Source organism: Pseudomonas sp. UBA6699 (genome assembly GCF_002454615.1).
Taxonomy (GTDB): domain Bacteria; phylum Pseudomonadota; class Gammaproteobacteria; order Pseudomonadales; family Pseudomonadaceae; genus Aquipseudomonas; species Aquipseudomonas juntendi.
The window spans coordinates 1-23,488 of the sequence record NZ_DKJF01000061.1; the positions used below are offsets into that span (position 1 = coordinate 1).

At 62.8% G+C, this 23,488-nt stretch carries 26 protein-coding genes; 18 read left to right on the forward strand and 8 right to left on the reverse strand.

Annotated features, from left to right (window positions below; translation table 11 throughout):
* Positions 1-97: 97 nt before the first annotated feature.
* Positions 98-994, reverse strand: a complete 897-nt coding sequence (locus B3361_RS12440; protein WP_029887673.1) for a LysR substrate-binding domain-containing protein — start codon at positions 992-994, stop codon at positions 98-100.
* 106 nt (positions 995-1,100) lie between these two features.
* Here B3361_RS12440 and B3361_RS12445 point away from each other — a divergent pair, with 106 nt between their 5' ends.
* From B3361_RS12445 to rpoS, 8 genes are all read left to right on the forward strand, one after another.
* Entirely contained in the window at positions 1,101-2,213 is a 1,113-nt protein-coding gene (locus B3361_RS12445; RefSeq protein WP_009686067.1) for an S-(hydroxymethyl)glutathione dehydrogenase/class III alcohol dehydrogenase, read from the forward strand.
* 8 nt (positions 2,214-2,221) lie between these two features.
* Positions 2,222-3,076: an S-formylglutathione hydrolase gene (fghA, locus tag B3361_RS12450; protein ID WP_029887672.1), complete on the forward strand. Its 855-nt coding sequence runs from the start codon at positions 2,222-2,224 to the stop codon at positions 3,074-3,076.
* Positions 3,077-3,226: 150 nt separating this feature from the next.
* Positions 3,227-3,700: a 2-C-methyl-D-erythritol 2,4-cyclodiphosphate synthase gene (gene ispF, locus B3361_RS12455; RefSeq protein WP_154211912.1), complete on the forward strand. Its 474-nt coding sequence runs from the start codon at positions 3,227-3,229 to the stop codon at positions 3,698-3,700.
* On the forward strand, positions 3,697-4,755 hold the full coding sequence (gene truD / locus B3361_RS12460) for a tRNA pseudouridine(13) synthase TruD (protein WP_154211911.1): 1,059 nt from the start codon (positions 3,697-3,699) through the stop codon (positions 4,753-4,755). The genes ispF and truD overlap by 4 nt, the downstream gene beginning before the upstream one ends.
* Positions 4,743-5,492, forward strand: coding sequence for a 5'/3'-nucleotidase SurE (surE, locus tag B3361_RS12465; RefSeq protein WP_009686063.1), 750 nt, complete (start codon positions 4,743-4,745; stop codon positions 5,490-5,492). The genes truD and surE overlap by 13 nt, the downstream gene beginning before the upstream one ends.
* Positions 5,493-5,527: 35 nt before the next feature.
* The gene (locus B3361_RS12470) at positions 5,528-6,166 is read left to right on the forward strand and encodes a protein-L-isoaspartate(D-aspartate) O-methyltransferase (protein WP_009686062.1); all 639 of its coding nucleotides are present in this window, start codon (positions 5,528-5,530) and stop codon (positions 6,164-6,166) included.
* A 219-nt stretch (positions 6,167-6,385) separates the two neighbouring features.
* Positions 6,386-7,231 carry a peptidoglycan DD-metalloendopeptidase family protein gene (locus B3361_RS12475; protein ID WP_232893049.1) on the forward strand — a complete coding sequence of 282 codons (846 nt, stop codon included), beginning with the start codon at positions 6,386-6,388 and terminating at the stop codon, positions 7,229-7,231.
* Between the two features lie 108 nt (positions 7,232-7,339).
* On the forward strand, positions 7,340-8,347 hold the full coding sequence (gene rpoS, locus B3361_RS12480; RefSeq protein ID WP_009686059.1) for an RNA polymerase sigma factor RpoS: 1,008 nt from the start codon (positions 7,340-7,342) through the stop codon (positions 8,345-8,347).
* A gap of 521 nt (positions 8,348-8,868) precedes the next feature.
* Here rpoS and fdxA read toward each other — a convergent pair.
* Together fdxA and mutS are read right to left on the reverse strand one after the other, a co-directional pair.
* Entirely contained in the window at positions 8,869-9,192 is a 324-nt protein-coding gene (gene fdxA, locus B3361_RS12485) for a ferredoxin FdxA (protein ID WP_004375459.1), read from the reverse strand.
* A 140-nt stretch (positions 9,193-9,332) separates the two neighbouring features.
* Complete coding sequence (mutS, locus tag B3361_RS12490; protein ID WP_286920237.1) at positions 9,333-11,906, reverse strand: DNA mismatch repair protein MutS; 2,574 nt, start codon at positions 11,904-11,906, stop codon at positions 9,333-9,335.
* A 186-nt stretch (positions 11,907-12,092) separates the two neighbouring features.
* Between mutS and B3361_RS12495 the strand changes: the two genes are divergently transcribed.
* The 3 genes from B3361_RS12495 (at position 12,093) to recX (ending at position 14,237) form a co-directional block, all read left to right on the forward strand.
* Entirely contained in the window at positions 12,093-12,605 is a 513-nt protein-coding gene (locus B3361_RS12495; RefSeq protein ID WP_029887665.1) for a CinA family protein, read from the forward strand.
* A gap of 72 nt (positions 12,606-12,677) precedes the next feature.
* Positions 12,678-13,745 carry a recombinase RecA gene (recA, locus tag B3361_RS12500; protein WP_009686047.1) on the forward strand — a complete coding sequence of 356 codons (1,068 nt, stop codon included), beginning with the start codon at positions 12,678-12,680 and terminating at the stop codon, positions 13,743-13,745.
* A 21-nt stretch (positions 13,746-13,766) separates the two neighbouring features.
* Complete coding sequence (gene recX / locus B3361_RS12505) at positions 13,767-14,237, forward strand: recombination regulator RecX (RefSeq protein ID WP_009686046.1); 471 nt, start codon at positions 13,767-13,769, stop codon at positions 14,235-14,237.
* A 95-nt stretch (positions 14,238-14,332) separates the two neighbouring features.
* Here the strand turns inward: recX and B3361_RS12510 are convergent, their stop codons facing one another.
* Positions 14,333-15,451 (reverse strand): LOG family protein, encoded by a 1,119-nt coding sequence (locus B3361_RS12510; RefSeq protein ID WP_029887663.1) that lies wholly within the window; start codon positions 15,449-15,451, stop codon positions 14,333-14,335.
* A gap of 161 nt (positions 15,452-15,612) precedes the next feature.
* Here B3361_RS12510 and B3361_RS12515 point away from each other — a divergent pair, with 161 nt between their 5' ends.
* A complete protein-coding gene (locus B3361_RS12515; protein ID WP_009686044.1) occupies positions 15,613-15,822 on the forward strand; it encodes a hypothetical protein in 210 nt (69 codons plus the stop codon).
* 14 nt (positions 15,823-15,836) lie between these two features.
* Here the strand turns inward: B3361_RS12515 and B3361_RS12520 are convergent, their stop codons facing one another.
* Positions 15,837-16,256 carry a quorum-sensing-regulated virulence factor family protein gene (locus tag B3361_RS12520; protein WP_009686043.1) on the reverse strand — a complete coding sequence of 140 codons (420 nt, stop codon included), beginning with the start codon at positions 16,254-16,256 and terminating at the stop codon, positions 15,837-15,839.
* 186 nt (positions 16,257-16,442) lie between these two features.
* Between B3361_RS12520 and B3361_RS12525 the strand changes: the two genes are divergently transcribed.
* The 3 genes from B3361_RS12525 to B3361_RS12535 all read left to right on the forward strand — a co-directional run bounded on the left by B3361_RS12525 (position 16,443) and on the right by B3361_RS12535 (position 18,418).
* Positions 16,443-17,153 carry a tRNA-uridine aminocarboxypropyltransferase gene (locus B3361_RS12525; protein ID WP_009686042.1) on the forward strand — a complete coding sequence of 237 codons (711 nt, stop codon included), beginning with the start codon at positions 16,443-16,445 and terminating at the stop codon, positions 17,151-17,153.
* Positions 17,154-17,330: 177 nt separating this feature from the next.
* A complete protein-coding gene (gene erdR / locus B3361_RS12530) occupies positions 17,331-17,981 on the forward strand; it encodes a response regulator transcription factor ErdR (protein ID WP_009686041.1) in 651 nt (216 codons plus the stop codon).
* A gap of 71 nt (positions 17,982-18,052) precedes the next feature.
* On the forward strand, positions 18,053-18,418 hold the full coding sequence (locus tag B3361_RS12535) for a diacylglycerol kinase (RefSeq protein WP_009686040.1): 366 nt from the start codon (positions 18,053-18,055) through the stop codon (positions 18,416-18,418).
* Here the strand turns inward: B3361_RS12535 and finR are convergent.
* A complete protein-coding gene (gene finR, locus B3361_RS12540; protein WP_009686039.1) occupies positions 18,415-19,341 on the reverse strand; it encodes a LysR family transcriptional regulator FinR in 927 nt (308 codons plus the stop codon). The genes B3361_RS12535 and finR overlap by 4 nt on opposite strands.
* A gap of 120 nt (positions 19,342-19,461) precedes the next feature.
* On the opposite strand from finR, the gene fpr reads away from it, so the two are divergent.
* Positions 19,462-20,241, forward strand: a complete 780-nt coding sequence (gene fpr, locus B3361_RS12545) for a ferredoxin-NADP reductase (RefSeq protein WP_054890398.1) — start codon at positions 19,462-19,464, stop codon at positions 20,239-20,241.
* A gap of 222 nt (positions 20,242-20,463) precedes the next feature.
* On the opposite strand, the gene B3361_RS12550 is transcribed toward fpr, so the two are convergent.
* Both B3361_RS12550 and B3361_RS12555 read right to left on the reverse strand, forming a co-directional pair.
* Positions 20,464-20,958, reverse strand: coding sequence for a SprT family zinc-dependent metalloprotease (locus B3361_RS12550; protein ID WP_009686036.1), 495 nt, complete (start codon positions 20,956-20,958; stop codon positions 20,464-20,466).
* Positions 20,959-21,090: 132 nt separating this feature from the next.
* Complete coding sequence (locus tag B3361_RS12555; protein ID WP_009686035.1) at positions 21,091-21,690, reverse strand: Yip1 family protein; 600 nt, start codon at positions 21,688-21,690, stop codon at positions 21,091-21,093.
* Positions 21,691-21,949: 259 nt separating this feature from the next.
* Between B3361_RS12555 and ttcA the strand changes: the two genes are divergently transcribed.
* A complete protein-coding gene (gene ttcA / locus B3361_RS12560; RefSeq protein ID WP_009686034.1) occupies positions 21,950-22,774 on the forward strand; it encodes a tRNA 2-thiocytidine(32) synthetase TtcA in 825 nt (274 codons plus the stop codon).
* A 4-nt stretch (positions 22,775-22,778) separates the two neighbouring features.
* Complete coding sequence (locus B3361_RS12565; protein ID WP_029887431.1) at positions 22,779-23,450, forward strand: DNA-3-methyladenine glycosylase I; 672 nt, start codon at positions 22,779-22,781, stop codon at positions 23,448-23,450.
* The last annotated feature ends 38 nt before the right edge of the window (positions 23,451-23,488 follow it).

A 23,488-nucleotide genomic window follows, 5' to 3' on the forward strand; every position in this document is an offset into this window, starting at 1 on the left:
ACAGTCAGAAGCTGGCTTTGTCCCTCCTCCTCCCTGCAAGTCTAACCATACAAGCGGGCTTGCCGGCGATTGGGCCGCGCAGCGGACCCCTTTGCAATCAGGCCCCGCGATACTCCGGCAACCCCGCCAACCCTTCCTTTAGATAGTCCACCAACCGCCGCACCTTCGGCGACAGGTGCCGCTGTTGCGGGTACAGCGCCCAAACCGCGGTATTGGGCGGTTGGTGCCCCTCCAGCAACGACACCAGTGCGCCGCTGTGCAGGTGCTCCAGCACGTAATAGTCCGGCAACTGGCACAGGCCCATGCCTTGCAAGGCTGCATCCAGAACCGCCTGACCACTGTTGCAACGCCAGTTGCCCTGCACCCGCTGGCTGATCTCGCGGCCGTCCTGCTGCAGTGCCCACGCATCCGAGCTGCCGATCAGGCAATTGTGCCGCGCCAGTTCCGACAGGCTGTGCGGCCGGCCATAACGCTCCAGATAGGCTGGCGATGCGCACAGGTACATGCGCCGCGGCGCCAGGCGGGTCGCCACCAGTCGCGAATCGGCCAGCCTGCCCAGGCGGATGGCCAGGTCCATGCCTTCATGCAGCAGGTCAAGGGTGTGGTTGTTCAACTCCACATCCACGCGCAACTGGGGGTACAACGCCATGAAGCGTGTGACCAACGGCACGATGAAGCGCTCGCCATAGGCCACCGCGCAGGTCATGCGCAGCAGGCCCTTGGGCTCGCTGGCCAGGTCACCCATGGCGCGCAGGGCTTCTTCACGGCCATCCTGCAGGCGCTGGCAATGCTGCAGAAAGGTCTGCCCGGCTTCACTCAAGGTCACGCGGCGGGTACTGCGGTACAGCAGGCGGGTCTGCAAGCGTTCTTCCAGCCGGGCGATCTGCCGGCTGATGTGTGACGACGAAACCCCCAGGCGCTCGGCGGCAGCCGTGAACTGCCCCGATTCGGCGACAGCCACGAATTCATCGATGCCTTCCCAGCGGTTGTTCATGATTATCCCTGCACAGCAATAATGTTTTGTCTTTGCCTGGATTATTCATCAAAAGTCAGTGAATTACACTGGTGATCTGAACCGACACCCTGTCTGGAGACACTCGATGATCAAGTCCCGTGCTGCTGTAGCCTTCGAAGCCAAGAAACCCCTGGAAATCGTCGAAGTCGACGTGGCCATGCCCAAGGCCGGTGAAGTGCTGCTGCGCGTGGTCGCCAGCGGTGTCTGCCACACCGACGCCTACACCCTGTCGGGTGCCGACCCGGAGGGCATCTTCCCATCCATTCTTGGCCATGAAGGCGGTGCGATCGTCGAAGCCGTAGGCGAGGGCGTGACCTCGCTGGCCGTGGGCGACCACGTGATCCCGCTGTACACCCCGGAATGCGGCAAGTGCAAGTTCTGCCTGTCGGGCAAGACCAACCTGTGCCAGGCGATCCGTGCTACCCAAGGCAAGGGCCTGATGCCGGACGGCACCACGCGCTTCTCCTACAAAGGCCAGCAACTGTTCCACTACATGGGCACCTCGACCTTCTCCGAGTACACGGTGTTGCCGGAAATCTCGGTGGCCAAGATCCAGAAAGAAGCCCCTCTGGAAAAGGTCTGCCTGCTGGGCTGCGGCGTGACTACCGGTATCGGTGCCGTGCTCAACACCGCCAAGGTCAAGCCGGGTGACACCGTGGCCATCTTCGGCCTCGGCGGCATCGGCCTGTCGGCAGTGATCGGTGCGGTGAAGGCCAAGGCCTCGCGCATCATCGCCATCGACATCAACCCGGCCAAGTTCGAGATCGCCCGTCAACTGGGCGCCACCGACTGCATCAACCCGAAAGACTACGACCGCCCGATCCAGGAAGTGATTGTCGACCTGACCGACGGTGGCGTGGACTTCTCCTTCGAATGTATCGGTAACGTGCAACTGATGCGTGCTGCCCTGGAATGCTGCCACAAAGGGTGGGGCGAGTCGGTGATCATCGGCGTGGCCGGTGCCGGCCAGGAAATCGCTACCCGGCCGTTCCAGCTGGTGACCGGCCGGGTCTGGCGTGGCTCTGCGTTCGGTGGCGTGCGTGGCCGCAGCGAGTTGCCGAGCTACGTGGAAATGTCCGAGAAAGGCGAGATTCCGCTGGATACGTTCATCACCCACACCATGGGCCTGGAAGACATCAACAAGGCCTTCGACCTGATGCATGAAGGCAAGAGCATTCGCAGCGTCATCCACTTCTGAGGTGCGCCATGAGCCTGGATAACATCTCTTGCCAGAAAAGCTTCGGCGGCTGGCACAAGCGCTACCGGCACCATTCCAGCGTGCTGGGTTGCGACATGGTGTTCGCCGTGTACCTGCCGCCACAGGCCGAGCAGGGTGCCAAGCTGCCGGTGCTGTACTGGCTGAGCGGCCTGACCTGTACCGACGAAAACTTCATGCAGAAGGCCGGCGCCCAGCGCCTGGCTGCCGAACTGGGGTTGATCATCGTTGCGCCGGACACCAGCCCGCGTGGCGAGCAGGTGCCTGGCGACCCGGACGGCGCCTGGGACTTTGGCCTGGGGGCCGGCTTCTACCTCAATGCCACCCAGCAGCCTTGGGCCAAGCACTACCGCATGCATGACTATGTGGTAGAGGAGCTGCCGGCGTTGATCGAGGCGCATTTCCCGGCCTCGGCCGAGCGCAGCATCAGCGGCCATTCCATGGGTGGGCACGGTGCGCTGGTGTGCGCTTTGCGCAACCCGGGGCGTTATCGCTCGGTGTCGGCGTTTTCGCCGATCAGCAACCCCATGGATTGCCCGTGGGGCGAGAAAGCCTTCAGCCGCTACCTGGGTGACGACCGCGCGCGCTGGCGTGAGTGGGATGCCAGCGTACTGCTGGCCGAGACGGCCGCTGGCGAGTGCCCACCGTTGCTGGTGGACCAGGGCGACCGTGACGACTTCCTCGAAAAGCAGCTCAAACCTGAAGCGCTGGAGCAGGCAGCACGCAAGGGTGGCCACGAGCTGACCCTGCGCCTGCAGCCAGGCTATGACCACAGCTACTACTTCATTGCCAGCTTCATCGAAGAGCACCTGCGCCACCATGCGGTGGCGCTGGGGCGGGTGTAGGGCTTTGCTTTTTCGGGGGCTGTGAGATCGAGCGCCGCGCGGGCGGCGCTCGATCGCATGGGCGCTAAAAATCTTGAGGCGATCACCTCCAGCCCCAATGGCAGCCAAAGCAGGTAGAATCACGCCCTGACTCATTCAGGGCGTTTTCTTATGCGTATTGGCCACGGCTACGATGTGCATCGTTTCTGCGACGGTGATTTCATTACCTTGGGCGGGGTGCGTATCCCGCACACATTCGGCCTGCTGGCCCATTCCGACGGCGACGTGCTGCTGCACGCCCTGAGCGATGCCTTGCTTGGCGCTGCAGCGCTGGGTGACATCGGCAAGCACTTCCCCGACACCGACCCACAGTTCAAGGGTGCCGACAGCCGCGTGCTGTTGCGGCACGTGGTGGGCATCGTCCACGCCAAGGGCTGGAAGGTCGGCAACGTCGACGCCACCATCGTCGCCCAGGCGCCGAAAATGGCCCCGCACGTTAACACCATGCGGCAGTTGATCGCCGAAGATCTGCAAGTCGAACTCGACCAGGTCAACGTCAAGGCCACTACCACCGAAAAACTCGGTTTCTGCGGCCGCGAGGAGGGCATTGCCGTGCATTCGGTTGCCCTGCTGCTGCCAGCATGACGGAACTGCAACTGCTGGGCCCGCGTGCATCGGGCGAAGTATTGGGCACCGCCGTGCTCAAGGCAGTGGCCGAGGACTTCCAGGTCGACGAGGTGTTGGATATCCCGTTGTCGGGCCAGGGCGAGCACCTGTGGTTGTGGGTCGAAAAGCGTGACCTCAATACCGAAGAAGCCGCCCGCCGCCTGGCCCGCGCCGCAGGCGTGCCGGTGCGCAGCATCAGCTATGCCGGGCTGAAGGACCGCCAGGCGCTGACCCGCCAGTGGTTCAGCCTGCACCTGCCAGGCAAGGCCGACCCGGACCTGTCACGCGCCGAAGATGCCACCCTGCGCGTGCTCAAGCAGGTGCGCCACCAGCGCAAGCTGCAGCGTGGTGCGCATTCGGCCAACGGCTTCACCTTGCGCCTGACCGCGCTGAACGCCGATCACCAGGCGCTGGATGCGCGGCTGCAACTGCTCAAGCAACACGGCGTGCCCAACTATTTCGGCAGCCAACGCTTCGGTCACGGCGGTGGCAATGTCCATGACGCCCTGGAGTGGGCGGCGCGCAAGGCCTTGCCCGAGCAACGCAACACGCGCTCACGGCTGCTGTCGGCCGGACGCAGCTACCTGTTCAACCAGGTGCTGGCGGCGCGTGTCGCCGACGGCAGCTGGAACCGGGCTCAGGTCGGCGATCTGCTGGCGTTCACCGACAGCCGCAGTTTTTTCCCTGCAGGTGAAGCGGAATGTACCGACCCGCGCCTGGCCATTCTCGACCTGCACCCGACTGGCCCGATGTGGGGCGCGGGCGGTTCGCCCGCCGCCGCCGCGCCCGCGCAGCTGGAAAATGCCGTAGGCGACCAGCAACCGGCGCTGTGCCAGTGGCTGGCCCTGGCGGGCATGGATCACGAACGGCGTATTCTGCGGCTCCCTATTGGCGGCCTTACGTGGCATTATCCCGAGCCTGATATCCTGCAACTGGAATTCGTCCTGCCGGCCGGATGCTTCGCCACCGTGGTGGTGCGTGAAGTCGTGGATCTGGTGTCGGCAGGGCAGACGGACAGCCCATGCGTATTCTGATTTCGAACGACGACGGTGTTACCGCACCCGGGATCGCCGCGCTGCACGCTGCGCTGGCGGATTACGCCGAGTGCGCGGTAATTGCCCCAGAGCAAGACAAGAGCGGCGCCAGCAGTTCGCTGACGCTGGACCGGCCCCTGCACCCGCAGACCTTGGCCAACGGCTTCATCAGCCTCAACGGTACGCCGACCGACTGCGTGCACCTGGGGCTCAACGGGCTGTTGCCGTACACCCCGGACATGGTGGTGTCGGGGATCAACCTGGGTGCCAACCTGGGGGACGACGTACTGTATTCGGGTACGGTCGCCGCGGCGCTGGAGGGGCGCTTTCTCGGGGGGACGTCGCTGGCGTTCTCGCTGCTCTCGCGCCAGCCCGACAACCTGCCGACCGCTGCGCATATCGCCCGGCGCCTGGTCGAGGCGCAGTCGCGCCTGGCACTGCCCCCGCGTACCGTGCTCAACGTCAACATTCCCAACCTGCCGTTGGCGCACATCCGCGGCATCCAGCTGACCCGCCTGGGGCACCGCGCGCGGGCTGCCGCGCCAACGAAGGTGGTCAACCCGCGCGGCAAGGAAGGCTACTGGATCGCCGTTGCCGGCGATGCCGAGGACGGCGGCCCAGGCACCGACTTCCATGCGGTGATGCAGGGTTACGTGTCGATCACCCCGCTGCAACTCGACCGCACCTTCAGTGATGCCTTCGAGCAGCTCGATGGTTGGCTGGAGGGCCTGCTCTGATGCGCGAGGACGATATGCTGCGGCGGGGCATCGGCATGACCTCCCAACGGACCCGGGAGCGGCTGATCCAGCGCCTGTGCGAAGAGGGCGTCTCGAACACCCAGGTGCTCGACGTGATCCGCCGCACCCCGCGCCACCTGTTCGTCGACGAAGCGCTGGCGCACCGCGCCTACGAAGACACCGCACTGCCAATCGGCCACAACCAGACCATCTCGCAGCCATTCATGGTTGCCCACATGAGCGAGTTGCTGCTTGAAGCCGGGCCGCTGGACAAGGTGCTGGAGATCGGCACCGGGTCCGGCTACCAGACGGCGGTGCTGGCGCAGTTGGTCGAGCGGGTATTCTCGGTGGAGCGCATCAAGGTGCTGCAAGACCGTGCCAAGGAGCGTTTACTGGAGCTGAACCTGCGCAACGTGGTGTTCCGCTGGGGCGACGGTTGCGAGGGCTGGCCGGCGCTGGCACCGTACAACGGCATCATCGTCACTGCCGTGGCACCGGAAGTGCCCCAGGCGCTGCTTGACCAACTGGCACCCGGTGGCCGGCTGGTCATACCGGTAGGGCCTGCGGGCGAAGCGCAGCAATTGATGCTGATCGTCCGCGAAGAGCATGGCTTCTCGCGTCGCGTACTCGGTGCGGTGCGTTTTGTCCCGTTGCTGAACGGGCCGCTGGCCTGAGCAGCACTGGTGCGCGGCCCGGGGTATTTTTGCGTGGGCGGCGAATTCTCGCGGCGCCGCCCTGTCTATCAGGCGGGCGTGGCGTAAACGCATCGCTTGCAGTAACGCTGCGCTACAGCCTGGCGGCGGCCTGCCAATCCCGGCTCGCTTGGTTATAATTGCAACAATATTGCATTTCTTGTCTTCATATCGTTTTTCGGCACCATGAGGGGAGCGCGGGTGGGTCACACAGTCATTCGGCAGCGCAAGGACGGTTCGGGCTTCAAGCTTCTGGTGATCGCATTGGCCATGGGCACGCTACTGGTGGGTTGCTCGAGCACCGGCAGCAACAGCGCGCGCGTGGTCGACCGCAACAGCAGTGCGCCCAAGCGCCCGACGGTGACCTCCGGGCAATACGTCGTCAAGCCTGGCGATACCCTGTTCTCCATCGCCTTCCGTTATGGCTGGGATTACAAGGAGCTGGCGGCCCGTAATGGTATCGCGCCGCCTTACACCATCCGCCCGGGCCAGGCCATTCGTTTCAGCAGCGGCTCCGGCAGCAGCACTACAGTGGTGTCCGGCCCGTCCTCTTCAAGCCGCACCACGGTCACGCGGCGGCCTGTCACAGCGCCCGCCAGTTCCAGCAAACCCGCTACCCCGGCTGGCACCGTTAGCGCGCCGGTGGTCGCCACTGTGCCTGCCGCAGAGCGCGCGGTGGGGGGGTGGACCTGGCCCGCCAATGGGGTGCTGATTGGAAAATTTGCTTCAAACGGTAGTTTGAATAAAGGCATTGATATCGCCGGTGATTTGGGACAGCCTGTTTTTGCTGCGTCTGATGGTGCAGTGGTTTACGCCGGGAGTGGATTAAGGGGCTACGGCGAGCTGATCATCATCAAGCACAGCGATACCTACGTCAGTGCCTACGGTCACAACCGCAGGCTGTTGGTTCGGGAGGGGCAGCAGGTCAAGGCAGGGCAGTCGATTGCTGAAATGGGGTCCACGGGCACTGATCGGGTGAAGCTGCATTTCGAGATTCGCCGCCAGGGCAAACCCGTCGATCCGCTCCAGTTCCTGCCACGTCGTTGACCGTTGTACCCGGCCTGTTCCTGTGATGTAGAGGGGACAGGCTCAAGCGCTGCCAGGGATAAAGGTGCCGCTCGAGTCTGAGTTCGAACTCAGCAAAGGACTATAACAATGGCTCTCAGTAAAGAAGTGCCGGAGTTTGACATCGACGATGACGTCCTCCTGATGGAGACGGGCATCGTTTTGGAAACGGATGTGGTGTCAGACGAACCTGCTGTATCTTCGGTTCGGACGAGGGCCAAATCGGGCTCTTCGCTCAAGCAACACAAGTATATCGATTACACCCGGGCGCTAGACGCCACCCAGCTGTACCTCAACGAGATCGGTTTCTCGCCACTGCTGTCGCCGGAAGAAGAAGTCCATTTTGCGCGTCTGTCGCAAAAAGGTGATCCTGCCGGCCGCAAGCGCATGATCGAAAGCAACCTTCGCCTGGTTGTGAAAATTGCCCGTCGTTACGTCAACCGTGGCCTGTCGTTGCTCGACCTGATCGAGGAAGGCAACCTGGGCCTGATCCGTGCGGTGGAGAAGTTCGACCCGGAGCGCGGTTTCCGTTTTTCGACCTATGCGACCTGGTGGATTCGCCAGACCATCGAACGGGCGATCATGAACCAGACCCGCACCATCCGCCTGCCGATCCACGTGGTCAAGGAGCTCAACGTCTACCTGCGCGCTGCGCGCGAGTTGACGCAGAAGCTGGACCACGAACCCTCGCCGGAAGAAATCGCCACCTTGCTGGAAAAGCCCGTTGCCGAGGTCAAGCGCATGCTCGGCCTGAACGAGCGGGTGTCGTCGGTAGACGTTTCGCTCGGCCCGGATTCGGACAAGACCCTGCTCGATACCTTGACCGACGACCGTCCCACCGACCCCTGCGAACTGCTGCAGGACGACGACCTGTCGCAGAGTATCGACCAGTGGCTGGGCGAGTTGACCGACAAGCAGCGTGAGGTGGTGGTACGCCGCTTCGGGCTGCGCGGGCACGAAAGCAGCACCCTGGAGGATGTTGGGCTGGAGATTGGCCTGACCCGCGAACGGGTGCGGCAGATTCAGGTAGAAGGCCTGAAGCGCCTGCGCGAGATCCTGGAGAAGAACGGTTTGTCCAGCGAGTCTTTGTTCCAGTAGCCAAAGCAGTCGCTCACGAACGCCCCGATAACCTCGGGGCGTTTTTGTTTGTGCGCTGAAGCACAGCGAAAGCTGCCTCAGAACTGCCCGGCAAGAAACCTGTCAAATATGTATTGCGCTACCCCGCTAACACCTGCTGTAAGCCTTTGCTTACTCGTGCTGTAAGCCATTTTAGCGAGCGGCAGTAAATCAATGTCGTTTTCAGATATTGGTTTTTCATAACCTGTTGAAAAACAAGGGTTATCTTCAAGTGAGTAAATATTTCCCCGGCAATATCCGGCAAACTCCGGCGCTTGCCCACGCTGTTGAACCCGCTAGTATTCGAACTGTGCACAGGGACATGCACAGGCTTTCAGGATGAAGGCCAAGGACATCGCAAGACGCGATTTCATCAGGATGATGTTTGGGACAAGCAGGGACTACGGAAAAAAATGTGGGCGGGTCAAACCGCCCCTTTTTTTGTCCGCAGTTTTGCCGGCACAAAAAAAGGCCCCGCAGGGCCTTTTGGCATTTCAGCGCTATCAGCGCTCCAGGTCGGCAATCTTGCCAGTCTTGCCATCCCACTCTTCGGCGTCTGGCAGGGCATCCTTACGCTCGGTAATGTTCGGCCAGATTTCCGCCAACTCGGCGTTCAGCTCGATGAAGTTCTCCATGCCCGCGGGCACTTCGTCTTCCGAGAAAATCGCTTGCGCTGGGCACTCCGGCTCGCACAGGGCGCAGTCGATGCACTCGTCCGGGTGGATAACCAGGAAGTTCGGGCCTTCGTAGAAGCAGTCCACCGGACAGACTTCCACGCAGTCGGTGTATTTGCATTTGATGCAGTTGTCGGTGACAACGAAGGTCATTTTTAATTCTCTCCTCAGGCGACGGCGGCGGCCCTTCCTCTCGGGGCCGCGCGGTTTACGGGCATGTGGCTGCAGGCCAGGCTAATAACCTGCAGCACCAGCAAACCGCGGCGGATTCTACCAGCTTGTAATGGGCGCCGTTATAACAGGTTCTTTAGTTGATATAGCATTTCGATAGCTTGGCGCGGGGTCATGTCGTCCAGCTGCAGTTTGCCCAGCTTTTCAATGGCCGGGTGTGGCAGGCTGGCGAACAGGTCGCTCTGGTGCGGCACCTGCGGCGCGTCCTTGGCCTTTTGGGCCACAGGCTGCTCATGGGGCAGGCTGGTGGTTTCCAGCCGGCCAAGGTGTTCGCGGGCACGTTGGATCACCACGGCCGGCACGCCCGCCAGTTGTGCCACCGCCAGGCCGTAGCTCTGGCTGGCAGGCCCAGGCAGTACGTGGTGCAGGAACACGATGCGTTCGTTGTGCTCGGTGGCGTTCAGGTGCACGTTGGCCACCAGTGGCTCGCTTTCCGGCAGCACGGTGAGTTCGAAATAGTGGGTGGCGAACAGCGTGTAAGCGCGCAGTTCGGCCAGCCGCTCGGCGGCGGCCCAGGCCAGCGACAGGCCGTCGAAGGTGCTGGTGCCCCGGCCCACTTCGTCCATCAGCACCAGGCTGCGGTCAGTGGCATTGTGCAGGATGTTGGCGGTTTCGCTCATCTCGACCATGAATGTCGAGCGCCCGCCGGCCAGGTCGTCACTGGAGCCGATACGGGTGAAGATGCGGTCGACCAGCGACAGCTCGCAGCTGGCGGCCGGTACGAAACAACCGATGTGGGCCAGCAGCACGATCAGGGCGGTCTGGCGCATGTAGGTGGACTTACCGCCCATGTTCGGGCCGGTGATGATCAGCATGCGCGTGTTGTTGTCCAGGCCCAGGTCGTTGGCCACGAACGGCGTGGTCAGGACCTGCTCGACGACCGGGTGACGGCCTTGCTCGATCCGCAGGCAGGGCTCGTCGACAAAGCGTGGGCAGTTCAGGTCGAGGTTCAGCGCGCGCTCGGCCAGGTTGCTGAGTACGTCCAGTTCGGCCAGGGCGGCAGCGCTGTCCTGCAGCGGCGCCAGGTGGCTGATCAGGGTCTCCAGCAGGGCGTCGTAGAGCATCTTCTCGCGGGCCAGGGCGCGGCTCTTGGCCGACAATGCCTTGTCCTCGAAGGCCTTCAGCTCCGGCGTGATGAAGCGTTCGGCACCTTTGAGGGTCTGGCGACGAATGTAGTCGCCGGGGGCCTGTTCGGCCTGCTTGGTCGGCAGCTCGATGAAGTAGCCGTGCACCCGGTTGTAGCCGACCTTCAGGTTGGCCAGGCCGGTGCGCGCCTTTTCGCGGGCTTCGAGGTCGATCAGGAACTGCCCGGCGTTTTCGCTGATGGCCAGCAGGTCGTCCAGTTCGTTGTCGTAACCGGCCTTGAGCACGCCCCCATCGCGGATGACCGCCGGCGGGTTGTCGATGATCGCCCGTTCCAGCAGGCTGGCCAGCTCGGGGTAGGTACCGGTGATCGCAGCCAGGCGTGCCAGGTGCGGCGCTTCGAGCTCGGTCATGGCGTTCTGCAACTCGGGCAGCGCGCCCAGAGCGTCGCGCAGCCGGGCCAGGTCACGCGGGCGGGCGTTACGCAGGCCGATACGCGCCAGGATGCGCTCGATGTCGCCAATTTCTTTCAGCTGTGGCTGCAGCTTTTCGAAACGGTAGCCGTCGAGCAGGCAGCGAATCGAGTCCTGGCGTGCCTGGAGCACCTTGAGGTCGCGCAGCGGGCGGTTCAGCCAGCGGCTCAGCAGGCGGCTGGCCATGGCCGTCTGGCAGCGGTCGACCACCGATTGCAGGGTATTGTCGCGCCCGCCGGCCAGGTTGATGTCCAGTTCCAGGTTGCGCCGGCTGGCGCCATCGAGGATGACCGTATCGTCCAGGCGCTCATGGCGCAGGCTGCGCAGGTGCGGCAGCGCCGTGCGCTGGGTTTCCTTGGCGTAGGTCAGCAGGCAGCCAGCGGCACCGATGGCCAGGGTCAGCTTGTCGCAGCCGAAGCCCTTCAGGTCCTTGGTTGCGAACTGCTGGCACAAGGCCTTGCGCGCTGAGTCGCGGTCGAAGTCCCACGGTGCACGGCGCCGCGCGCCCGGGCGCTTCTCGGCGGGCAGGTCGCGTGGCCAGTCGTCGGGGATCAGCAGCTCGACCGGGTTCAGGCGCTCGAGTTCGGCCAGCAGGTTTTCCCAGCCCTTGATCTCCTGCACGCTGAAGTTACCGCTGGTGATGTCCAGTACGGCCAGGCCGAACAGGCGCTCGTCACCGAGCAGCGCGGCAATCAGGTTGTCGCGGCGTTCGTCGAGCAGGGCTTCATCGCTGACCGTGCCGGGGGTGATGATGCGCACCACCTGGCGCTCGACCGGGCCCTTGCTGGTCGCCGGGTCGCCGATCTGCTCGCAGATCACCACCGATTCGCCCAGTTTGACCAGCTTGGCCAGGTAACCTTCCAGCGAATGGAACGGAATCCCGCACATGGGGATGGACTGGCCGGCCGACTGGCCGCGCGCGGTCAGCGTGATGTCCAGCAGTTTGGCGGCTTTTTTCGCATCTTCGTAGAAGATCTCGTAGAAGTCGCCCATGCGGTAGAACATCAACTGCTCCGGGTGCTGATTCTTCAGCTTCCAGTACTGTTGCATCATCGGGGTGTGTGCGGAGAGATCAGACATTCAGGGCCTTACAGCGGGTGATCTGGTTGGCGGTAAACCGGCAATGGTACAGGCTTTTTTCGCGAGATGCAGGCACGCACGGAACACTGGCCGGCGGCCGCCGCAGGCCGCTGCGGTGCTGCAGGTTTCCTGAGCCAGGTTGCCGGCAGGGTGGTAGGGTAGAGGGCCGCCCTGGAGGAGCCCGACATGGACCCGATCACCCTGCTTGCCGCCCGTTTGGGTGAACATCTGCGCCGTTTGGATGCCCAAGTGACCACTGCCGAGTCCTGCACGGGTGGCGGCATCGCGCAAGCCATCACACGCATCCCCGGTAGCTCCGCCTGGTTCGAGGCCGGTTACGTGACGTACTCCAACGCCCAGAAAACCCGCCAGCTGGGGGTGCCCGAGGCGCTGTTCGGGCAGGTGGGGGCGGTCAGCCAGGAGGTGGTCGAGGCCATGGTCCGCGGCGCCCAGGCGGCCAGCGGCGCGCGCTTTGCGGTGGCGGTAAGCGGGGTGGCGGGGCCGGATGGCGGCTCGCCGGCCAAACCCGTGGGTACCGTGTGGCTGGCCTGGGGCGACGGCAGTCGGGTGATCAGCCAGCGGCGGCAGTTCGACGGCGACCGCGAAGCGGTGCGCCGACAGACGGTGAGCGCCGCGTTAGACGGCTTGTTACAGCTTGCTGGCGAGGAATTCGAAGACAGGGGTTTGCGCCAGCGCTAGCCTGTGGAATAATACTGGCTACTTATACAGGTATTGCGGCCGTCAGGGCCCGTCGAACACGTGAGGATTTCAATGGACGACAACAAGAAGCGCGCCTTGGCTGCGGCCCTGGGTCAGATCGAACGTCAATTCGGTAAAGGCGCGGTAATGCGCATGGGCGACCACGAGCGCCAGGCTATCCCGGCCATCTCTACCGGCTCTCTGGGCCTGGACATTGCCTTGGGCATTGGTGGTCTGCCAAAGGGCCGTATCGTCGAAATCTACGGTCCGGAATCGTCGGGTAAGACCACGCTGACCCTGTCGGTCATCGCCGAAGCCCAGAAGAATGGCGCCACCTGCGCCTTCGTCGACGCCGAGCACGCACTCGACCCTGAATATGCCGGCAAGCTGGGCGTCAATGTCGACGACCTGCTGGTCTCGCAGCCGGACACGGGTGAGCAGGCCCTGGAAATCACCGACATGCTGGTGCGTTCCAACGCAGTTGACGTGATCATCGTCGACTCGGTGGCCGCGCTGGTACCCAAGGCCGAGATCGAAGGCGAAATGGGCGACATGCACGTGGGCCTTCAGGCTCGCCTGATGTCCCAGGCGCTGCGCAAGATCACCGGTAACATCAAGAACGCCAACTGCCTGGTCATCTTCATCAACCAGATCCGCATGAAGATCGGCGTCATGTTCGGTAGCCCGGAAACCACCACCGGTGGTAACGCCCTGAAGTTCTACGCCTCTGTGCGTCTGGACATCCGCCGCACCGGCGCTGTCAAGGAAGGCGACGAGGTGGTCGGCAGCGAAACCCGCGTCAAGATCGTCAAGAACAAGGTCTCGCCTCCGTTCCGTCAGGCCGAGTTCCAGATCCTCTACGGCAAGGGTATCTACCGTAACGGTGAGATCATCGACTTGGGCGTTGCCCAAGGCCTGGTCGAGAAGTCCGGTGCCTGGTATGCCTACCAGGGCAACAAGATTGGCCAAGGTAAAGCCAACGCGGCCAAGTACCTGGCGGAAAACCCGGCTATCGGTACAGAGATCGAGAGGCAGATCCGTGAGAAGCTGCTGAACGCTGGCGCTGTAGCCGCAGCCGGTAAAGCTGCCGCTGTCGAAGCGGGTGCCGACGACATGGCCGACGCTGAAGCCGGTTATTGATCGCGTGGTTTATAGCTGAACATGTCCGCCGTACTCGACACCCCCGTCGCCATTCGGCGGACAGCCATGGACCTGCTTGCGCGACGTGAGCATGGTCGCGTCGAGCTGACGCGCAAGTTGCGTCAGCGCGGTGCCTCCGATGAGCTGATCGAGCCAGAGCTCGACCGGCTCACCGAAGAGGGTCTGCTGAGTGAAGCCCGTTATCTCGAGAGCTTCATTCGTTACCGTTCCGGATCTGGCTATGGCCCAGCACGTATTCGTGAAGAGCTGGGGCAGCGTGGTTTGCTGCGCGCCGACATTGAGCAGGCGCTGCGTGAAAGCGGCGTGGATTGGGCCGAACGCATGCGGGATGTATGGCAGCGCAAGTTCGCCGGGCAACGCCCGCAGGACCCGCGCAGCCGCGCCCAGCAAACCCGTTTTCTCGCCTATCGGGGCTTCACCATGGACATGATCGGCCGCTTGCTCAGCGGGCGAGACCTCGACGATTACTAGCCGCCGCAGACCTCGCAACAATCCCCGTAGCAGCGGCCTCAGCCGCGAACATCGGCAACGCAGGTACTCTTCAGCGCGCTGCCCCTAGTGCCTGATCAGCTGGCCTTCAACGCCTCCCTGGCCCGCTGCGTGGTATGCATGGGCTGTGGCTTGGCCCAGTTCTCCGGCAGGTTGATGAAGTCCACCAGTTCGCGCAGGCGCCCTTGGTTTCGGCCATTGAAGGCGAACGACAAACGGGTCAGGTGGCTGTAGTCCCCCAACTCATGTTCGGCGCTGCTGTCTGCTTGCTGGTGGTACTTGCCGCTCAGGCGCAGGTCAGCAAAGCCTTCCTCGATGTCAGACAGCGCCGCCTCGCTCAGGGCGTGATGCATGCGGATCACGAACTGGCTGTTCAACCAGCGGCTGGAGTGATAGTTGCGGTAGAACTGGTTGATTTCCTCCACCGCCTCCTCGGCACTGTGCACCAGGCGCACCAGCTTCAGGTCGCTGGGCAGAATGTAATGGTTGTCCTCCAGTTGGCGGCTGATGAAGCCCAGGCAATCACGCCAGAAGCTACCGCCCGGTGAGTCCAGCAATACCACGGGGACCAGCGGGCTTTTGCCGGTCTGGATCAGGGTCAGCACTTCCAGCGCCTCATCGAGGGTGCCGAAGCCGCCCGGGCACAGCACCAGGGCGTCGGCCTCCTTGACGAAGAACAGTTTGCGGATGAAGAAGAAGTGGAAAGGCAGCAGCTTGTCGGTGCCGTCCACCGTAGGGTTGGCATGCTGTTCAAAAGGCAGGGTGATGTTGAAGCCCAGGCTGTGGGCGCTGCCGGCGCCTTCGTGGGCTGCAGCCATGATGCCGCCGCCTGCGCCGGTGATGACCATCAGGTCCGAGCGCGCCAGGGTAGCGCCCAGTTCACGGGCCAGTGCATACATCGGGTGTTCCAGCGGCGTACGCGCCGAGCCGAACACGGTCACCTTGCGGCGGCCCTTGTAGCGCTGCAGGGTGCGGAACGACTGGTCCAGTTCGCGCAAGGCCTGCAGGGTGATCTTGGCGCTCCAGCGGTCACTGTCATCGTGGGCCATGCGCAGGATGGTCAGCATCATGTCACGGTACAGCGGCAGGTTAGGGCTGTCGGGTGCAACCAGTTGCAATTGGGCGTCGATGTGGCTCAGGTCGATATGGTTGTCCTGGAAGTGGCTGAACAGCGATTCGTTCGATTGGTAAGGCATGCAACGTCTCCTTCTGCACCAATACCTCTAAACCTCAATCTAGACCGTGGCGGCCGATCGTGCCGGGGGTATTGCCAGCGCCACCCGTCGGCACGTGGCCAATGGCGGCAGGGGTTTGGTTAACTGGTAAAGCGAAACGTATCGATGCGGGAGGTGGCGGTATGCATCGCTTGGTCATCGAAGTGGACCTGCAGCTCTACCAGCAATTGGAACGTGCCGCCCAGGTACATCACCTAAGCCTGGAGGCCGAGTGCCAGCGCCGGCTCGCAGGCCTGGAATGCCAGTCGCGCTACGTGCAGGCGCTATTGGCCGAGATGCGCGCCGAAGCTGCCGAGGGGCACTGGCGCGCACGGGAGGAAAACCAGGTCTAGCCTGGGCGCGGCGTTTACTTCTTCTTGTTGCCGGCTACGCAGCTGGCATTGTCGAAGGCCTGGTCCATGATCGGCTGGTTGGTTTTGTAGACGGTGAACCGGTAAACCATCACCGCGCCCTTGGACATCAGGTTGCGGAAGCCGTTGTTGCGGCACACGCTGTCGCCCAATTGGCTGCGCACCTGTGCAGGGTTGGCCTGCATGCGCTCGGCGTGGCTCTGGCGCACGCTGAGGTGGTTGACCAGCGCCTTGCCTTCCACGGTGTAACCCTGGTCGAGGATGTCTTCATTGATGGCACGTGGGGTGCCGACGCTGCTCTCTTTGGCGACCTTTTCCAGCATCTTGTTCAGGTCGTAGTCCTGTTTGGAAGCCGCCTGGGCTGCCAGGGGCAGGGCGAGCATCAGGCTCAGGGCGGGGGCGATAAGGCGCAGCATGGGTATCTCCTGGTTCGATGACTGGCGCTTTGACATGCGCGGGTCGACGGCGTTCCGTCAACCCTGGGCTGGCGGTAGCCCAAGGGTACGGGAAAGCCCGATTATAAGGATTCTGGTAAACTGGCGCCCTTGTTTTCCCAGAGCCATCCTTGTGCCCATTTCCCATCTTTCCACAGGCCTGCCGGCATGAGCCATGCGGTAGCGCGCCTGCGTGCCGAGCGCCTGGCCCGCAGCAACAAGCCTTTCATTGCCCGAGGGTCGCGGGCCGAGCGTTGCCCGGATTGCCGGGTCATTGCCAGCCATTGCCTGTGCGCCTGGAAGCCCCGCGTGCAGGCCGACGCCGGCATGTGTCTGCTGATGCACGACACCGAGCCACTGAAACCCACCAATACCGGCTGGCTGATTGCCGACCTGATCGAAGATACCTCGGCGTTCGGCTGGCTGCGCACCTCGGTTGACGAGCGCCTGCTGGCCCTGCTCGACGACCCGCACTGGCAGCCCTATATCGTTTTCCCAGGTGAGTTCGTCGCCCCGCAGCGGGTGGTCAGCGAGGTGGTGCGTGAGCCGGGCAAGCGCCCGCTGTTCATCCTGCTGGATGCCACTTGGACCGAGGCGCGCAAGATGTTCCGCAAAAGCCCCTACCTGGACCGGTTCCCGGTGTTGAGCCTGCAGGCCGAACAGATGTCACGCTACCGCCTGCGCCGTTCCAAGCGCGATGATCACTTCTGCACCGCAGAAGTTGCAGCCATGTGCCTGGAGCTGGCCGGCGATAGCCTGGCGTCGCAGGCACTGGATGCCTACCTGGATGTATTCAGCCTGCATTACCTCAGTGGCAAGCGGCGCCTGCCGCTGGACGAGCAGGACGAGACCCATCAGCGTTTGCATACCTTCCTATAGTCCAAGGGGCACCCACCCGGCTTTGGTTCATAATGACAGGGCTGGCAGCCAGGGTGGGCGAGGCGGCAAGGCGGTTGGCTTGACCACCCTTGACCGTGCTCGGCATCCTTGGCGCCGATTCCCCGTCGGGCACTTGGCAACCCCCAGTGCCCGGGACAGAACAGGATCCTTAGATCGATGGCCACTTACGAAATCCTGATTGCCGATGACCACCCGCTGTTTCGCGGCGCCCTGCGCCAGGCCGTTACCCTCGGCCTTGGCCCGGACGTTCGCCTGGTCGAGGTCGCGAGCATTGCCGAGCTGGAGGTGCGGTTGAGCGAAAAAGCCGACTGGGACCTCGTGCTCCTCGACCTGAACATGCCGGGTGCCTACGGTTTTTCCGGGCTGGTGCTGCTGCGCGGGCAATACCCGCAAATTCCCGTGGTGATGGTTTCGGCGCAGGAGGAGGCCGCCGTGGTGGTCAAGTCCCGCGAGTTTGGCGCCAGTGGCTTCATTCCCAAGTCCAGCCCGCTGGAAGTGATCCAGGATGCGGTGCGCAAAGTGCTCGACGGCGAAGTCTGGTGGCCGCCGCAGGCGTTCGAGAAGGTCGATGTTTCGGCCGAGGCCAAGGCCGCCAGTGAAGGCCTGGCCAGCCTCACGCCGCAGCAGTTCCGGGTGCTGACCATGGTCTGCGAAGGCCTGCTGAACAAGCAGATTGCCTATGAGCTGAATGTCTCGGAGGCCACCATCAAGGCCCACGTCACGGCGATTTTCCGTAAACTGGGGGTGCGCACCCGCACCCAGGCTGCGCTGCTGTTGCAACAACTTGAATCAGTTGCCAGCCACTGACGCGTGCGGCTTCACGCTTTTTTGACCTGAGCCGGTCTAGCCTGCCGGCCTTCTGTTGTGAAATGACTCACATGACATCGCCATTCAAAGGCCAGACCGGCCTCAAACGTATCTTCAACGCCGCTGGCTATTCGCTGGACGGCCTGCGCGCGGCCTTCAAGGGCGAGGCGGCATTCCGCCAACTGGTGCTGCTCAACGTGCTGCTGATCCCGGTGGCGTTCTGGCTGCCGGTCAGCCGTGCAGAGCGAGCGATCATGATCGCCGTGTGCCTGCTGGGGTTGATTGTCGAGCTATTCAACTCTGCGATCGAGGCTGCTATCGATCGCATTTCGCTGGAGCGCCACCCGCTGTCGAAAAACGCCAAGGACATGGGCAGCGCCGCACAGCTGGTGGCGCTGAGCATGGTGGCGCTGGTGTGGGGGGTGATCCTGCTTTAAGCGATCGGCGGCAACACGATTTCGTCGCTGCGGGTGAAGCCCGCGGTGAAGTTGCGGCAGAGCTCCAGAAATTCGCGCATGGCCGACGTCTGGTACTTCTGCTTGTGCCAGATGAAGTAGAACTGGCGCATCAGGTCCAGCTCCGGGGTTTCCACCGGTACCAGGCTGCCACGGCGAAAGGCGTCCCGCAGGGCCAGGCGTGAAATGCAGCCGATACCCAACCCCGATTCCACTGCACGCTTGATCGCCTCGGTGTGCTCCAGTTCCAGGCGGATGTTGAGGTTGGCGCGGTGGTGGCGCATGGCCTGGTCGAAGGTCAGGCGCGTCCCCGAGCCTTGTTCGCGCAGGATCCACGCTTCCTGCGACAGGCTTTCGATATCGGCACGGCCCAGCTTGGCCAGCGGGTGCTGGGGCGCGCAGAACACCACCAGTTCGTCCTCCACCCAAGGCTGGACCTCCAGGTCGGGGTGGTTGCAGTCACCTTCGATCAGACCCAGATCAATTTCGTAATGAGCAACCTGCTGCACGATATGCACGGTGTTCTGGACATGCAGCTTCACCTGGCTCTCAGGGTGGGTCTGCATGTAGCTGCCGATCAACAGGGTGGCCAGGTAGTTGCCAATGGTGAGCGTGGCGCCGACCGCCAGTGAGCCGAAACCGGACTTGCCATTGAGCAGGTCTTCGATTTCCTTGGCCTGGTCGAGCAGCGCGACCGCCTGCGGCAACAACTGGTGGCCGAGGGCGTTGAGGGCCAGGCGTTTGCCGGCGCGGTCGAACAGTTGGCAGCTCGATTGCCGCTCCAGTTCGGTGATGGAGGTGCTGGCGGCCGATTGCGACAAGGCCAGCAGGCTAGCGGCGCGAGAGACGCTCTGGTGCTGGGCTACCGCGACGAAGACTTGCAGTTGACGAAGTGTAAATCGCATATCGATATAACCGATAACACATATCTTGATAATCCAGTTAACAGATATTGTCGCTGCCCCTAAACTATCGCGCAACTATGCGTGCTGCACGCGCTGCGTTTTTCTTCAGGAGCCCCATCGATGAGCAACATGAACCACGAACGTGTCCTCAGTGTGCACCACTGGAACGACACCCTGTTCAGCTTCAAGTGCACCCGCGACCCGGGGCTGCGCTTCGAGAACGGTCAGTTCGTGATGATCGGCCTGCAGCAGGAAAGCGGCCGCCCGCTCATGCGTGCCTACTCCATCGCCTCGCCGAACTGGGAAGAGCACCTGGAGTTCTTCAGCATCAAGGTGCCGGACGGCCCGCTGACTTCGCAGTTGCAGCACCTGAAGGAAGGCGATGAGATCATCATCAGCAAGAAGCCTACCGGCACGCTGGTACTGGACGACCTGAACCCAGGCAAGCACCTGTACCTGCTGAGCACCGGCACTGGCCTGGCGCCGTTCATGAGCGTCATCCAGGACCCGGAAACCTACGAGCGCTTCGAAAAAGTGATCCTGGTGCACGGCGTGCGTTACGTGAACGAAGTGGCCTACCGCGAATTCATCACCGAGCACCTGCCACAGAACGAGTTCTTCGGTGAGGCGGTGCGCGAAAAACTGATCTACTACCCGACCGTGACTCGCGAGCCGTTCGAGAACCAGGGCCGCCTGACCGACCTGATGCGCAGCGGCAAGCTGTTCAGCGACATCGGCCTGCCGCCGATCAACCCGCAGGACGACCGTGCGATGATCTGCGGTAGCCCGAGCATGCTCGACGAGACCAGCGAAGTGCTGGACAGCTTCGGCCTGAAGATCTCCCCGCGCATGCGCGAGCCGGGCGACTACCTGATCGAGCGTGCCTTCGTCGAGAAATAAGGCGCAGGTAGGTACGAAGAAGGCGACCCTCGGGTTAATGCCTGTCAGTTAAGCGTTACTGGGGCTGCTTTGCAGCCCTTCGCGGGCACGCCCGCTCCCACAAGTGATCGCGCATTTCTTGATTTCAGCGCCAAACGAGTGGGAGCGGGCGTGCCCGCGAAGGGTCGCAAAGCGGCCCCAAATTACTTAACTGACAGGCATTTATCCATTGGCTGTTCCGGCCTATTCAACCCGGGTCTCGCCGCTGTACACCAGAATCTCCCGGCAACGCTTGCACAGGTAACGGCGGCCCTGGCGTACCAGCTTGTGCCGCTGGGCGGTAAACGGGAAGTCACTCTGCGGGCAAGGGCAGCGGTAGATGTAACGGGTCACCACGCGCCGTTGCACCTCGTAGTTATGGCAGCGGTTTGGCGGCAGTTCGTATACGCCGCGCATGATCAGTTGCCATTCCTCGCCATGGGCCTGGATGCGGTCACCGAACAATTGGTGGGCCACCAGGTGCGCCACTTCGTGCGCGACCGTCTGGCGCAGAAAGTCCTCCTGATTGTCACGGTACAACTGCAGGTTGAAACGCAGCAGGTTCTCGTGCAGGTGGGCGACGCCGGCTTTTTGCCCGCGCAGCTTGAAGCTGATTTCCGGGCGCGGGAACTGGCGTTTGAAGAAGGTTTCGGCTTGCTGGTAACAGGTTTCGACGCGTTGCTTGAGCAGCTCGGGCATGGCGGGGTGGTTCTCCTGACCCGATCATTATGCCGCAACCTCGGGCCATGTGCCGAGCCACCGGTCAGCGCTCAGCCAAGGGCCGCCTTGCGGCGGCCCCTGGTTGATGCCCCGGTGTTGGTCGAGTCTGTTCTAGTTGGTGTAGACCGGCCCCACGCCCAGTCCCCAGATGATCACCGTGGCGGCCATGATCGCCACCAGCACTACCAGGCCCACCGCCAGCACCGAGCTGGAGAACAGGAAGCCTTCGTCAGCGGGTATGTTCATGAAGGTCGGCAAGCCGACGTACAGCAGGTACACCGTGTAACAGACCGCCGCGGTGCCGATCAGCATGCCCAGCCACAAGTGCGGGTACAGCGCCGCCAGGCCGCCGATGAACAATGGGGTGGCCGTATAGGTGGCGAAGGCTATGCACTGGGCCATGGATGGGTTGGCATCGTAGGTGCGGGCCATCCAGTGGATGAACGCGCCCATTACCGCCACGCCTGCCAGCATCGCCAGGTATGACATGATGCTCATCCACAGGGCACTCTCCATGGTCAGCATCACGGCTGGCCGGTCGCCGATCACCCAGCCGACCTGGGTGGTGCCGATGAACGCGGACACTGCGGGGATCGCCGCAAGGATCAGGGTGTGCGTCAGGTACATGTGGCTGATGGATTCTTCTTCGCCACGGATTTCCCGCCATTCCTGGTCGGGATGGGTAAACAGCCCCACAACGTGATGAATCATGCCGTCACTCCTCTCAATGTTGCCAAACGCCCCCAAATGGAGCGCAAGCGGCCCGAGGCCGAACACCGAAGCAAGCGGTAATGTGGCCTTATGTCGCAGTATAGGAAGCGGTTACCCGCACAAACCGTGCTTTTTAGAGCAAATTGCGCTGTCGCCCGCCCCGTTGATTACATTGAAGTCTTTGTCGGAATGCCTACAGCACGCGCGCGTTTGTGCGTAAAATAGCCGCCTTTTGTCACACCTCGCGGATTCAAGCGCTATGGGCACCCTCTCGGTCAACCAGAACAAACTGCAAAAACGCCTGCGTCGTCTCGCTGGCGAAGCCATCACCGACTACAACATGATCGAGGATGGCGACAAGGTCATGGTCTGCCTGTCCGGCGGCAAGGACAGCTACACCATGCTCGATGTTCTGTTGCACCTGCAGAAGGTGGCGCCGATCACCTTCGAGATCGTTGCGGTGAACATGGACCAGAAGCAACCAGGGTTCCCCGAGCACGTGCTGCCGGCGTACCTGAAGGCGCTGGGGGTCGAGTACCACATCGTCGAGAAGGACACCTACTCGGTGGTCAAGGAGCTGGTGCCCGAGGGCAAGACCACCTGCTCGCTGTGCTCGCGCCTGCGCCGCGGCACGCTGTACACCTTCGCCGACGAAATCGGTGCGACCAAGATGGCGCTGGGGCACCACCGCGACGACATCGTCGAAACCTTCTTCCTCAACATGTTCTTCAACGGCGCGCTCAAGGGCATGCCGCCGAAGCTGCGTGCCGACGATGGCCGCAACGTGGTGATCCGCCCGTTGGCCTACTGCAGCGAGAAGGATATCCAGGCCTACTCGGACATGAAGGCCTTCCCGATCATCCCGTGCAACCTGTGCGGCTCGCAGGAAAACCTGCAGCGCCAGGTGGTCAAGGACATGCTGGTGGAGTGGGAGCGCAAGCACCCGGGCCGTACCGAGAGCATTTTCCGTGCATTGCAGAACGTGGCGCCGTCGCAGCTGGCCGACCGCAACCTGTTCGACTTCACCAGCCTGAAGATCGATGAAAACGCGGCGCCGCGCTTCCTGGACGTGGTGAACATCTAGGCCTATGCGCGATTATCAGTGGCTGCATGAGTACTGCCTGAACCGCTTCGGCTCTGCCCAGGCGCTGGAAGCCTTCCTGCCGCAGCCGCGCACGCCGGCGCAACTGCGCCAGATCAGCGACGACCGCTACTTGTCGACCTTGGCCCTGCGTGTATTTCGCGCTGGCCTTAAGCACAGCCTGGTGGATGCCAAGTGGCCGGCCTTCGAGCAGGTGTTTTTCGGCTTCGACCCGGAAAAAGTGGTGTTGATGGGCGCCGAACACCTGGAGCGGCTGATGCAGGATCAGCGCATCATCCGCCACCTGGGCAAACTCAAGAGCGTGCCACGCAATGCACAGATGGTGCTGGACATCGCCAAGGTGCATGGCAGTTTTGGCGCGTTCATTGCCGACTGGCCGGTGACCGACATTGTCGGGCTGTGGAAGTACCTGGCCAAGCATGGCAACCAGCTCGGCGGTTTGTCGGCGCCACGGTTCTTGCGCATGGTTGGCAAGGATACCTTTGTCCCGACCGAGGACATGGCGGCGGCGCTGATTGCCCAAAAAGTGATCGACAAGCAGCCGACCAGCCAGCGCGACCTGGCGCTGGTGCAGCAGGTGTTCAACCAGTGGCACGCCGAAAGCGGGCGGCCGCTGTGCCAGTTGTCGGTGATGCTGGCGCATACCGTCAACCATTGAGCATGCCGGGGCCGCTGTGCGGCCCAATCGCCGGCAAG